The 12,819-nt window shown below is 60.0% G+C and carries 12 protein-coding genes; 9 read left to right on the top strand and 3 right to left on the bottom strand.

Annotated features, from left to right (window positions below):
- Positions 1-73 precede the first annotated feature (73 nt).
- Positions 74-1,327: an HlyC/CorC family transporter gene (locus AC3WWR_RS16835; RefSeq protein WP_151140574.1), complete on the bottom strand. Its 1,254-nt coding sequence runs from the start codon at positions 1,325-1,327 to the stop codon at positions 74-76.
- Between the two features lie 12 nt (positions 1,328-1,339).
- Positions 1,340-2,152: a cytochrome C assembly family protein gene (locus tag AC3WWR_RS16830; RefSeq protein ID WP_151140576.1), complete on the bottom strand. Its 813-nt coding sequence runs from the start codon at positions 2,150-2,152 to the stop codon at positions 1,340-1,342.
- A gap of 195 nt (positions 2,153-2,347) precedes the next feature.
- On the opposite strand from AC3WWR_RS16830, the gene ffh reads away from it, so the two are divergent.
- From ffh to rplS, 5 genes are all read left to right on the top strand, one after another.
- Entirely contained in the window at positions 2,348-3,724 is a 1,377-nt protein-coding gene (gene ffh / locus AC3WWR_RS16825) for a signal recognition particle protein (RefSeq protein ID WP_020795642.1), read from the top strand.
- A gap of 249 nt (positions 3,725-3,973) precedes the next feature.
- Positions 3,974-4,225, top strand: a complete 252-nt coding sequence (gene rpsP, locus AC3WWR_RS16820) for a 30S ribosomal protein S16 (protein ID WP_003198088.1) — start codon at positions 3,974-3,976, stop codon at positions 4,223-4,225.
- Between the two features lie 5 nt (positions 4,226-4,230).
- A complete protein-coding gene (rimM, locus tag AC3WWR_RS16815) occupies positions 4,231-4,767 on the top strand; it encodes a ribosome maturation factor RimM (RefSeq protein WP_020795643.1) in 537 nt (178 codons plus the stop codon).
- 2 nt (positions 4,768-4,769) lie between these two features.
- A complete protein-coding gene (gene trmD, locus AC3WWR_RS16810; protein ID WP_020795644.1) occupies positions 4,770-5,522 on the top strand; it encodes a tRNA (guanosine(37)-N1)-methyltransferase TrmD in 753 nt (250 codons plus the stop codon).
- A 45-nt stretch (positions 5,523-5,567) separates the two neighbouring features.
- Positions 5,568-5,918, top strand: coding sequence for a 50S ribosomal protein L19 (gene rplS, locus AC3WWR_RS16805; protein ID WP_003175895.1), 351 nt, complete (start codon positions 5,568-5,570; stop codon positions 5,916-5,918).
- Between the two features lie 195 nt (positions 5,919-6,113).
- On the opposite strand, the gene AC3WWR_RS16800 is transcribed toward rplS, so the two are convergent.
- Entirely contained in the window at positions 6,114-7,925 is a 1,812-nt protein-coding gene (locus AC3WWR_RS16800; RefSeq protein WP_033041886.1) for a cation:proton antiporter, read from the bottom strand.
- 105 nt (positions 7,926-8,030) lie between these two features.
- On the opposite strand from AC3WWR_RS16800, the gene xerD reads away from it, so the two are divergent.
- The 4 genes from xerD (at position 8,031) to thrC (ending at position 12,816) form a co-directional block, all read left to right on the top strand.
- Entirely contained in the window at positions 8,031-8,927 is an 897-nt protein-coding gene (gene xerD, locus AC3WWR_RS16795) for a site-specific tyrosine recombinase XerD (protein ID WP_033041885.1), read from the top strand.
- A gap of 250 nt (positions 8,928-9,177) precedes the next feature.
- Positions 9,178-9,909, top strand: a complete 732-nt coding sequence (gene dsbC, locus AC3WWR_RS16790; RefSeq protein WP_034149004.1) for a bifunctional protein-disulfide isomerase/oxidoreductase DsbC — start codon at positions 9,178-9,180, stop codon at positions 9,907-9,909.
- 123 nt (positions 9,910-10,032) lie between these two features.
- Positions 10,033-11,337: a homoserine dehydrogenase gene (locus AC3WWR_RS16785; RefSeq protein ID WP_033041889.1), complete on the top strand. Its 1,305-nt coding sequence runs from the start codon at positions 10,033-10,035 to the stop codon at positions 11,335-11,337.
- A gap of 69 nt (positions 11,338-11,406) precedes the next feature.
- Positions 11,407-12,816 (top strand): threonine synthase, encoded by a 1,410-nt coding sequence (thrC, locus tag AC3WWR_RS16780; protein WP_492598893.1) that lies wholly within the window; start codon positions 11,407-11,409, stop codon positions 12,814-12,816.
- The last annotated feature ends 3 nt before the right edge of the window (positions 12,817-12,819 follow it).

Below are 12,819 nucleotides of genomic sequence, written 5' to 3'. Positions count from 1 at the left end.
CTCCTACAGGGACGCGTAACACATGTAGGAGCTGCCGAAGGCTCGGGCCGCGTTCGGACGATCTTTTACCGGTCTATTGGACTGATGCAACTGCCGGTACAGAACTGTTGTGCCAGATCAGCACCCGCGTGACACGGTTATCCTCGGTCTCGAGAATTTCCAGTCGATAGCGGCCGATTTTCAGGCATACCGGGCAGTCCGGGATGGTTTCCAGCGCTTCGGTCACCAGACCGTTCAGGGTTTTCGGGCCGTCGCTGGGCAGGTGCCAGCCGAGGCTCTTGTTCAGGTCGCGGATCGAGGCGGCACCATCGATCACCAGGCGGCCATCGGCCTGTGGATGGATATGTGGGTTGTCCTGGCTTTGCTGGCTTTCGAATTCACCGACGATTTCTTCGAGAATGTCTTCGAGGGTGACGATACCCAGGACTTCGCCGTATTCGTCGACCACCATGCCCAGGCGCCGCTGTTGCTTGTGAAAGTTCAGCAGTTGCAATTGCAGCGGGGTGCTTTCAGGGACGAAATAGGGTTCGCGACAGGCCGCCAGCAAGGCTTCCAGGGTCAGGCTGCCGTCGGGAAGCAAATGGCCGATTTGCCGGGTATTGAGCACCGCTTCCACTTGGTTGATGTCGCTGTGGAACACCGGCAGGCGGGTGCGCTGGTTGTGGCGCAGTTGCTCGATGATGTCTTCGATCGGGTCGTCGAGGTTGATCCCGTCGACCTCGCTGCGCGGTACCAGGATGTCGTTGACCGTGATGTTATCCAGTGCATGGATGCCCGGCAGAGCGTGCGGGCGGCTGACAGCATGCTCTTGATGGCCGTGAGGGTCGTGCCGCAGCGGTACGGGCTCGTCTTCGCTCTGTTGCACGACATTGGCTTTGCGAGCGAACGGGCGCAACAGAAACTGGCTGATGGCGTTGAGCAGCCACGCTGCGGGATATACAAGCTTCAGGGGGATGGCCAGCAAGTTGTTGCCCAGGGCCAGGATCGCATCCGGATGACGGGTGGCGAGGGCTCGCGGCAGGTAGTCGGCCAGGATCAAGAGAAGGGCACCGGCGCCTGCACACGCCAGCCATGGGCCGTTTTCAGCCCAGGTAAAAATCGCCAGCAAGGTACAGATGACCATTACCAGGGCGCGGCACAGGGTATTGCAGAAAATCAGGCTGACGAGGGGGAAGCTCAACCTGGCCAGCGGTTTGTCGCTGGCGCGCGAGGCATTGCGCTGGGCCAGCAAGTGCTGCTGCGCGGCTTCTATGGCAGTAAACAGGCCTGACCACAATATCAGCAAGGCCACTACTGCAAGCATCGGCCCTATGGGCAAGTCGTCCATTATTGCCGCCCGTCAGATGTGCAGGATGTATTCACGAACCAGCTTGCTGCCGAAATACGCCAGCATCAACAGGCAAAAACCGGCCAGGGTCCAGCGAATGGCCTTGTGACCTCGCCAGCCAAGGCGGTTACGGCCCCAGAGCAGCACGCTGAAGACGATCCAGGCCAGGCAGGCCAGCAAGGTCTTGTGCACCAGGTGCTGGGCGAACAGGTTGTCGACAAACAGCCAGCCGGAGATCAGCGACAGCGACAACAGTGTCCAGCCAGCCCAAAGGAAGCCGAACAGCAGGCTTTCCATGGTTTGCAGCGGCGGGAAGTTCTTGATCAGCCCGGACGGGTGCTTGTGCTTGAGTTGATGATCCTGGAGCAGCAGCAGTAGCGACTGGAACACTGCAATGGTGAACATGCCATAGGCGAGGATCGACAACAGGATGTGGGCGAGAATGCCTGGCTCCTCATCGATGATTTGCACAGTACCGGCGGGGGCGAACTGCGCCAGCAGCACGGTCAATGCGCCCAGGGGGAACAGCAGCACCAGCAGGTTTTCCACCGGAATCCGTGAGCAGGCCAGCAGCGTCAGGGCGATGACTGCGACGGCAATCAGGCTGGCGGCGCTGAAAAAATCCAGGCCCAGGCCAATCGGGGTCAGCAGGTGGGTCACCAGGCTGGCGCTGTGGGCCAGCACCGCCAGCACGCCGAGCGTAACCAGCAGGCGCTTGTTGGCCTTGGCTCCGGTGGCCAGGCGAGTGCCTTGATAGAAGGTCGCAGCGGCGTATAGGCAGGCGGCGGCGAGGGTAGCAAGCAAACTGGGTGACAAGGGGAGCATAAGTCCTGTTAGGCAAGCCCGAAAGGCGCTGAGTTTGGCATAGAACCCACGCGACACGAAAGTGCGAGGTGTCCGCCAGACGCAGTCTTCGCTATAATCCGCGACCTGCCCACGCCGCAGGCTCGCCGAGCACACGTTTAGTCCGGTCTGGGCCGCCATTATCCCGGTCTACACAGGGCCTGAAAGGATCGCGCAATGTTTGAAAACTTAACCGACCGTCTCTCGCAGACGCTGCGCCATGTCACCGGCAAGGCCAAGCTGACCGAAGACAACATCAAAGACACCCTGCGCGAAGTGCGCATGGCGTTGCTCGAAGCCGACGTCGCCCTGCCGGTGGTCAAGGACTTCGTCAATTCGGTCAAGGAACGCGCTGTCGGCACCGAGGTGTCGCGCAGCCTGACGCCGGGCCAGGCCTTCGTGAAGATCGTCCAGGCCGAGCTCGAAAGCCTGATGGGCGCGGCCAACGAAGACCTGAACCTGAGCGCCGTGCCGCCAGCGGTCATCCTGATGGCCGGTTTGCAAGGTGCTGGTAAAACCACCACCGCCGGCAAACTTGCGCGCTTCCTTAAAGAGCGCAAGAAAAAGTCGGTCATGGTCGTGTCCGCGGACGTTTATCGCCCAGCGGCGATCAAGCAGCTGGAAATGCTCGCGGGTGAAGTCGGCGTTACCTTCTTCCCGTCCGACCTGAGCCAGAAGCCGGTCGCGATCGCGCAAGCGGCTATCAAGGAAGCAAAACTCAAATTCATCGACGTGGTCATCGTCGATACCGCCGGTCGCCTGCACATCGATGAAGAGATGATGGGCGAGATCAAGGCGTTGCACGCCGCGATCAATCCGGTCGAAACATTGTTCGTGGTCGATGCCATGACCGGCCAGGACGCCGCCAACACGGCCAAGGCCTTCGGCGATGCGCTGCCACTGACCGGCGTGATCCTGACCAAGGTCGACGGCGACGCCCGTGGCGGTGCCGCCCTGTCGGTGCGTGCCATCACCGGCAAGCCGATCAAGTTCATCGGTATGGGCGAGAAGAGCGAAGCGCTCGACCCGTTCCACCCAGAGCGTATTGCCTCGCGCATCCTCGGCATGGGCGACGTGCTCAGCCTCATCGAGCAGGCGGAAGCGACCCTCGACAAGGACAAGGCCGACAAGCTGGCCAAGAAGCTGAAGAAGGGCAAGGGCTTCGATCTCGAAGACTTCCGTGACCAGCTGCAACAGATGAAGAACATGGGCGGCCTCGGCGGCCTCATGGACAAACTGCCGAACATGGGCGGTGTGAACCTGGCGCAGATGGGCAATGCCCAGAGCGCGGCAGAGAAACAGTTCAAGCAAATGGAAGCCATCATCAACTCCATGACCCCGGCCGAGCGTCGTGACCCTGAGCTGATCAGTGGTTCGCGCAAGCGTCGTATCGCCATGGGTTCCGGCACCCAGGTGCAGGACATCGGTCGCTTGATCAAGCAGCACAAGCAGATGCAGAAGATGATGAAGAAATTCACCGCGAAAGGCGGAATGGCCAAGATGATGCGCGGCATGGGCGGTATGTTGCCCGGCGGCGGCATGCCAAAAATGTAAAGAATTCGCGCAAGGGCTTGCTCTTGCGCAGCCCACACGGACGTGGGATTCACAGCAAACCCGCACTTGGCGGGAGCTGACCGGCCGTTTTTACCGACGGCTCTATAGCAAATCTTGATGGCGGCCGAAAGGCAGCCGGAAAAAGTCATTTGCAAAAGTCCGGATATTCCTTAGAATATGCGGCCTTTCGGGCACCCATGCCCGCTGTGCCTTTAGATTTGCAGCACCGACTACAGGAACGATGTTCACATGCTAACAATCCGTCTTGCCCTTGGCGGCTCCAAAAAGCGCCCGTTTTACCACTTGACCGTAACCGACAGCCGCAACCCGCGCGACGGTTCGCACAAGGAACAGGTTGGTTTCTTCAACCCTGTTGCTCGTGGTCAAGAAGTTCGTCTGTCCGTGAACCAAGAGCGCGTAGCCTACTGGCTGAGCGTTGGTGCACAACCTTCTGAGCGCGTTGCTCAGTTGTTGAAGGAATCTGCTAAGGCTGCGGCCTGAGCAATATGAACGCGACGCCAGCTGCTGCTGATGATTTGATCGTTATCGGCAAGATTTACTCGGTTCACGGCGTTCGCGGCGAAGTGAAGGTGTATTCCTTTACTGATCCGATTAAGAACCTGCTGGATTACAAAACCTGGACGCTTAAGCGTGACGGCAATGTAAAGCAGGTAGAGCTGGTCAGCGGACGCGGGAACGACAAGTTCCTGGTCGCAAAGCTCAAGGGTCTTGATGATCGTGAAGAAGCGCGTCTTCTGGCCGGTTATGAGATCTGCGTGCCGCGCAACCTGTTCCCTGAACTGACCGACGGCGAGTACTACTGGTACCAGCTGGAAGGTCTGAAGGTCATCGATACTCACGGGCAACTGTTCGGGAAAATCGATCATCTTCTGGAAACCGGCGCCAATGATGTAATGGTGGTCAAGCCTTGCGCTGGCAGCCTGGATGATCGCGAACGCCTGTTGCCCTATACCGAGCAATGCGTGTTGGCCGTCGACCTGGCCGCGGGTGAGATGAAGGTGGATTGGGATGCGGATTTCTAAGCGTGGCTAACTTGCGCGTAGAAGTGATCAGTTTGTTTCCCGAGATGTTCTCCGCCATCAGCGAGTACGGCATCACCAGTCGGGCGGTGAAACAGGGGCTGTTGCAGCTCACCTGTTGGAACCCGCGAGACTACACGACGGATCGACATCACACTGTGGATGATCGCCCTTTTGGCGGTGGTCCGGGCATGGTGATGAAGATCAAGCCCCTGGAAGATGCTCTGGTCGAGGCCAAGGCAGTCGCCGGGGAGGGAGCGAAGGTGATTTACCTGTCCCCCCAAGGCCGTCAACTGACTCAGTCGGCGGTACGCGAGTTGGCGAATCTGGATGCACTGATCCTGATTGCCGGTCGTTATGAAGGCATTGACGAGCGTTTTATTGATGCTCATGTCGATGAAGAGTGGTCGATTGGCGACTATGTACTGTCTGGCGGCGAGCTGCCGGCGATGGTCCTGATCGATGCGGTTACACGACTGCTGCCTGGAGCTTTAGGGCATGCGGACTCCGCCGAGGAAGATTCCTTTACGGATGGTTTGCTGGATTGCCCGCACTACACCCGACCGGAGGTGTATGCGGATCAGCGTGTTCCCGACGTATTGCTAAGTGGCAATCACGCGCACATCCGGCGTTGGCGTTTACAGCAGTCCCTTGGTCGGACCTATGAACGACGCGCCGATCTTCTGGAAAGCCGCTCGCTTTCTGGAGAAGAGAAGAAGCTGCTCGAGGAATACATCCGCGAGCGGGACGATAGTTAACAACGTATCGATGGTAGATCCGACGATTTACCTTAGGAGCACAGCATGACTAACAAAATCATCCTTGCACTCGAAGCAGAGCAGATGACCAAAGAGATCCCTACCTTTGCCCCGGGCGACACCATTGTCGTTCAGGTGAAAGTGAAGGAAGGCGACCGTTCGCGTCTGCAAGCGTTCGAAGGCGTTGTAATCGCCAAGCGTAACCGCGGCGTTAACAGTGCATTCACCGTGCGTAAGATCTCCAACGGTGTTGGCGTAGAGCGTACTTTCCAGACCTACTCCCCGCAAATCGACAGCATGGCTGTCAAGCGTCGCGGTGACGTACGTAAAGCCAAGCTGTACTACCTGCGTGACCTGTCGGGTAAAGCAGCTCGCATCAAGGAAAAACTGGCTTAAGTCCAGCTTCCGATGCAGAAAAAAGCAGCCTACGGGCTGCTTTTTTGTTGCCTGCGATTTCTCCGGTTCGCGGCCTGACATGCAACCGAGTCACGGCCATCGCGAGCAGGCTCGCTCCCACAATGATCTTGGGTGCTCACAGATATTGCATCCACTGAAGATCCACTGTGGGAGCGAGCCTGCTCGCGATTCGATTCATGCAGCGCCGCTGACCTGCGGCTGAATCAACGCCAGCAACGTCCACCCCGCCGCAGGCTTGACCGCACTGTCCGGCGTCACCACATGCACCCAGCCACTGTCATCACGGGCAAACAGCAACGTGGCACGTTCGCCGTGCAATGCCTGATAGTCCTCCCAACCAAAGCCCTCGGTCAGGTGCGTGCTGTAGAACTCAGCCCCCTGGTGCAGCTGGTTGGCCAGCTTGACGTAGGTTAAATCCTCATCACCCAGCAATCGTCCTCGATGCTCATGGCTGGCGCGATGCTTGTCGGTGCGTCGGCTCTCCTGGCCACTGGCGAGCCCGAATAAGCGTTGATGTCCAAAGTCATGACGAAAGCGCATCGACGCCAGCGTGTTCAGTTCGCCGGACGGCGACAGCGTCAGCAAATGCCCCAGCCCGACCAGGTCCAGGTGCGCGTCAGCATGCTGCGATGCCGGATTGCCGAAGTACGTCGGCAAACCCTCCATGCGCGCCGCCCGAATATTTTCCCAGCTCGAGTCTGTCAGGAGCACGCGACTGCCCAATTGCTGCAAGGCCTTGCCCAGGTTTCGCGCCGGACCGTTGGCACCGACGATCAGGAAGCCGCTGGGCGCAGGTTCAGCAACGCTGAGCAAGCGTGCCAGTGGCCGCGCCGTGGCACTTTGCAGCACCACGGTGCCAATGATCACGGCAAAGGTCAGTGGCACCAGCAGCAAGGCACCCTGGTGGCCGGCCTCATGCAGGCGAATCGCGAAAATCGCCGACACGGCCGCCGCGACGATTCCTCGAGGGGCTATCCATGACAGCAGCGCCCGTTCGCGCCAGCTCAGATTCGAGCCTGCGGTAGAGAGCATCACGTTCAAGGGGCGGGCGATGAGCTGGATGATCAGCAGCAGGATCAGTACCAGCGGCCCGAGGCCGATCATGGCGTGCAGATCCAGACGCGCCGCCAGCAAGATGAACAAGCCCGAAATGAGCAGCACGCTGAGGTTTTCCTTGAAGTGCAGGATGTGCCGGACATCCACGCCCTTCATGTTAGCCAGCCACATGCCCATCAAGGTCACGGCCAGCAGGCCGGATTCGTGCATCACAGCATTGGCGGTGATGAAGATCCCCAGCACCGAGGCCAGTGCGGCCAGGTTGTGCAGGTACTCTGGCAGCCACTGACGTCGGATAATCATGCCAAGCACCCAGCCACCGGCTATCCCGAACACGCTGCCACACGCAATCACACCGCCGAAAGTCAGCAGGCTATGGCTCAGGCCTTCGCCCGCCGCGCTGGCGATGATGAAGCTGTAGACCACCACGGCGAGCAGCGCGCCAATCGGGTCGATGACAATGCCTTCCCAGCGCAAGATATTGGCGATCGAGGCTTTGGGGCGCACCACGCGCAGCATCGGCACGATCACCGTGGGGCCGGTGACCAGCGTCAGGCTGCCGAAGAGAATGGCGAGCAACCAGTCAAAATCCAGCAAGTAATGGGTCGCGACCGCGATGACCACCCAGGTCGAGAGCGCACCGATGGTAACCAACCGATGCACGACGCTACCAATCTCGCGCCATTCCGAAAGATGCAGCGTCAAGCTGCCTTCAAACAAAATCAGCGCCACTGCCAGTGACACCAATGGCATCAGCAGCGGTCCGAACATCGCTTGCGGGTCGAGCCACCCCAGGATCGGTCCGACCAGAATCCCGGTTAGCAACAGAAAAAGGATCGCGGGCAATTTCAAGCGCCACGCCAACCACTGACAACCCAGCGCCGCCGCGCCGATTCCGCCAATCGCCAACAGTATTTGCTGTTCGTTCATTGAGGCTCCTGTTCCTTGAAGTAGCCGGCTATGAAAGACTAGCGGCGATTTTTCCGTTCACCCTTTTTTCGCATGCTGTCCCAGGATCGCGTGCCTAGAGCGATCATGCCTGCTATCGATCATCCACTGATAGACCAATTTCTCGACGCGCTGTGGTTGGAAAAGGGTCTTTCCGACAACACCCGCGATGCCTACCGCAGCGATCTGGCCCTGTTCAATGGCTGGCTGCAGGAGAAGGGCCTGGAGCTGGTCAATGCCGGTCGAGAATTGATTCTCGATCACCTGGCCTGGCGCCTGGAACAGAACTACAAACCCCGATCCACGGCGCGATTTCTCTCGGGTGTGCGCGGCTTTTATCGTTATCTGCTGCGGGAAAAGCTGATCGCCATCGATCCGACCTTGCGCGTGGATATGCCGCAATTGGGCAGGCCCTTGCCCAAATCCCTGTCGGAAGCTGACGTCGAAGCCTTGCTCAAGGCACCGGATTTAAGCGAGGCCATCGGCCAGCGCGACCGGGCCATGCTCGAAGTGCTCTATGCCTGTGGCCTGCGGGTGACAGAGCTGATCAGCCTGACGCTGGAGCAGGTCAACCTGCGCCAGGGTGTGTTGCGGGTGATGGGCAAGGGCAGCAAGGAGCGGCTGGTGCCGATGGGCGAGGAGGCGATTGTCTGGGTCGAACGATATCTGCGCGATGGTCGTGGTGAGTTGCTCGGCGGGCGGCCCAGCGATGTGCTGTTCCCGAGCCTGCGCGGCGAGCAGATGACCCGCCAAACGTTCTGGCACCGGATCAAGCACCAGGCCAAGGTTGCCGGGATCGGCAAGTCGCTGTCGCCGCACACCTTGCGCCATGCGTTCGCCACGCACTTGCTCAATCACGGTGCGGACCTGCGGGTGGTGCAGATGCTGCTCGGCCACAGCGACCTGTCGACCACGCAGATCTATACCCACGTCGCCCGGGCGCGGTTGCAGGACCTGCACGCCAAACACCACCCTCGAGGTTGATGTTGTCCCCTGTGGGAGCGAGCCTGCTCGCGAATGCGGTGGACCAGCTACACCATCTTTGGCTGGCACACTGCTTTCGCGAGCAGGCTCGCTCCCACAGAGAAACGGTCTGCGATGCCTTGTATCACCGGGAGTCGGCCACGCGAGCCTTATGTGGTAGGCTTTGCCGGTTTGCACGATGGGCGTTTATGACCCGGTGTTTCGGCACGGGCGTTCTGAGCGTCTCATTTGTCCGCCTTCAGGAGTTCTCATGCGTCTGACCCAGATTTTCGCCGCCGCCGCCATTGCGTTGGTCAGCACCTTTGCCGTCGCCGATGACGCGGCCGATAAAGCTATTCGTAAAAGCCTGGAAAACCTCCAGCTCGAAGTTCCGGTAGAAAGTATCTCCGCCAGCCCGCTGCCGGGCCTGTATGAAGTCAAGCTCCAGGGCAGCCGTGTGCTGTACGCCAGTGCCGACGGCCAGTACGTCGTCCAGGGATACATGTTCCAGCTCAAGGACGGCAAGCCGGTCAACCTGACCGAGAAGACCGAACGCCTGGGCGTTTCCAAGCTGGTCAACGCAATCCCTGTCGCGGAAACCGTGGTGTACCCGGCCATTGGTGAAACCAAGTCGCACATCACCGTGTTCACCGACACCACCTGCCCGTACTGCCATAAACTGCACGCCGAAGTGCCTGAACTGAACAAGCGCGGCATCGAAGTGCGCTATGTTGCGTTTCCGCGCCAGGGCCTGGGTTCGCCGGGTGACGAGCAGTTGCAGGCGGTCTGGTGCTCCAAAGACAAGAAAGCGGCCATGGACAAGATGGTCGACGGCAAGGAAATCAAGGCCGCCAAGTGCGATAACCCGGTGTCCAAGCAGTTCGCCCTCGGCCAGTCGATTGGTGTGAACGGCACACCGGCCATCGTTTTGGCGGACGGTCAGGTCATTCCGGGCTATCAGCCAGCGCCACAAGTCGCCAAACTGGCGCTGGGCGCCAAGTAATTCGAGTCAGCCTTTGACGCGTGTGGTCCGACGGCAGCTCAGTCGGGCCATCAATAGTGAGCCGCGAGCATGCGGCTGTTTTCACGGCCGGCCTCGAGTCGGCCGTTTTATGGGGAGTTCACAGTGAAACCGGTCAAAGTAGGCATCTGTGGGTTAGGGACCGTCGGTGGCGGTACCTTCAACGTACTTCAGCGCAACGCCGAGGAAATTGCTCGTCGTGCCGGGCGTGGAATCGAAGTGGCACAAATTGCCACGCGCACGCCAAAGCCTCAGTTCCAAACGACCGGTATTGCGATTACCACCGATGTCTTCGAAGTGGCCACGAACCCTGAGATCGACATCGTCATAGAGCTGGTGGGCGGCTACACCGTTGCCCGCGAGCTGGTACTCAAGGCCATCGAGAATGGCAAGCATGTGGTCACCGCGAACAAGGCGCTTATCGCCGTTCACGGTAATGAAATTTTCGCCAAGGCACGCGAGAAGGGCGTGATCGTTGCGTTCGAAGCAGCCGTGGCTGGTGGCATCCCGGTGATCAAGGCGATCCGTGAAGGCCTGTCCGCCAACCGCATCAACTGGGTGGCTGGCATCATCAACGGCACTGGCAACTTCATTCTCACCGAGATGCGCGAGAAAGGCCGTACCTTCGAAGACGTGTTGGCCGAAGCGCAAGCCCTGGGCTACGCCGAAGCCGACCCGACCTTCGACGTCGAAGGCATCGATGCGGCGCACAAGCTGACGATCCTGGCGTCCATTGCCTTCGGCATCCCGTTGCAGTTCGACAAGGCCTACACCGAAGGCATCACCAAGCTGACCACCGCTGACGTGAACTACGCCGAAGCGTTGGGCTACCGCATCAAGCACCTGGGCGTGGCGCGCAGCACCGCGGCCGGTATCGAGCTGCGCGTGCACCCGACGCTGATCCCGGCCGATCGCCTGATCGCCAACGTCAACGGCGTGATGAACGCGGTGATGGTCAACGGCGACGCCGCCGGGTCGACCCTGTTCTACGGTGCGGGTGCTGGCATGGAACCGACCGCTTCGTCGGTGATTGCCGACCTGGTGGACGTGGTTCGCGCCATGACCTCGGACCCGGAAAACCGCGTACCGCACCTGGCCTTCCAGCCGGATTCGCTGTCGGCGCACCCGATCCTGCCAATCGATGCCTGCGAAAGCGCGTACTACCTGCGGATCCAGGCCAAGGATCATCCGGGCGTCCTCGCCCAGGTTGGCAGCATCCTGTCCGAGCGTGGCATCAACATCGAATCGATCATGCAGAAGGAAGCCGAGGAGCACGATGGCCTGGTACCGATGATCCTGCTGACCCACCGTGTGGTGGAACAGCGTATCAACGACGCCATCAAGGCACTGGAAGCGCTCCAGGGCGTGGTTGGCCCGGTCGTGCGGATTCGCGTCGAGCACCTGAACTAAGCCGTTATCGATTACCGGGCGCCGTGACCGGCGCCCGGCATTGCGAACACTGTCCCAATGGAGTCAGTCATGCGTTACATCAGTACCCGCGGCCAGGCACCGGCCCTGAATTTCGAAGACGTCCTGCTGGCAGGCCTTGCCACCGACGGCGGTCTGTACGTCCCGGAAAACCTGCCACGTTTCACCCAGGAAGAAATCGCTTCCTGGGCCGGCCTGCCGTATCACGAGCTGGCCTTCCGCGTTATGCGTCCGTTCGTCACCGGCAGCATCCCGGATGCCGATTTCAAAAAGATCCTTGAAGAAACCTACGGTGTGTTTGCCCACAGCGCCGTCGCGCCGCTGCGTCAGCTGAACGGTAACGAATGGGTGCTGGAGCTGTTCCACGGCCCGACCCTGGCGTTCAAGGACTTCGCCCTGCAACTGCTCGGTCGCCTGCTCGACTACGTGCTGGGAAAACGCGGCGAGCGCGTGGTGATCGTTGGCGCCACTTCCGGCGATACCGGCTCGGCGGCCATCGAAGGTTGCAAGCACTGCGAAAACGTCGACATCTTCATCCTGCACCCACACAACCGTGTGTCCGAAGTGCAGCGTCGGCAGATGACAACCATTTTCGGCGAGAACATTCACAACATCGCCATCGAAGGCAACTTCGATGACTGCCAGGAAATGGTCAAGGCGAGCTTCGCCGACCAGGGCTTCCTCAAGGGCACGCGCCTGGTGGCGGTAAACTCGATCAACTGGGCGCGGATCATGGCCCAGATCGTCTACTACTTCCACGCAGCCCTGCAACTGGGCGGTCCGGCGCGCTCGGTGGCGTTCTCGGTGCCGACCGGTAACTTCGGCGACATCTTCGCCGGTTACCTGGCACGCAACATGGGCCTGCCGATCAACCAGTTGATCGTCGCCACCAACCGCAACGACATCCTGCACCGCTTCATGAGCGGCAACCAGTACGTCAAGGAAACCCTGCACGCGACCCTGTCGCCGTCGATGGACATCATGGTGTCCTCGAACTTCGAACGCCTACTGTTCGACCTGCACGGTCGCAATGGCGCGGCGATTGCCGGGCTGATGGACAGCTTCAAGCAGGGCGGCGGTTTCAGCGTCGAGCAGGAGCGCTGGACTGAAGCGCGCAAACTGTTCGACTCACTGGCCGTTGACGATGAGCAAACCTGCGAAACCATCGCCGAGGTCTTTGAACAGACCGGTGAAGTGCTGGACCCGCACACCGCGATCGGCGTCAAGGCCGCCCGCGAATGCCGTCGCAGCCTGGATATCCCGATGGTGATCCTGGGCACGGCCCATCCGGTCAAATTCCCGGACGCCGTGGAGAAAGCCGGTGTAGGAAAAGCCCTCGAGCTGCCTGCACATCTTTCTGATTTGTTTGAAAGAGACGAGCGCTGCACCGTATTGCCGAATGACCTGAAGGCCGTGCAGGCCTTTGTCAGCCAGCACGGTAACCGCGGTAAGCCTTTGTAACGG

The organism is Pseudomonas sp. EB271-G4-1, from assembly GCF_058791355.1.
Note: the sequence above shows the minus strand (reverse complement) of the source record. Positions and strands in the feature narration are given on the sequence as shown.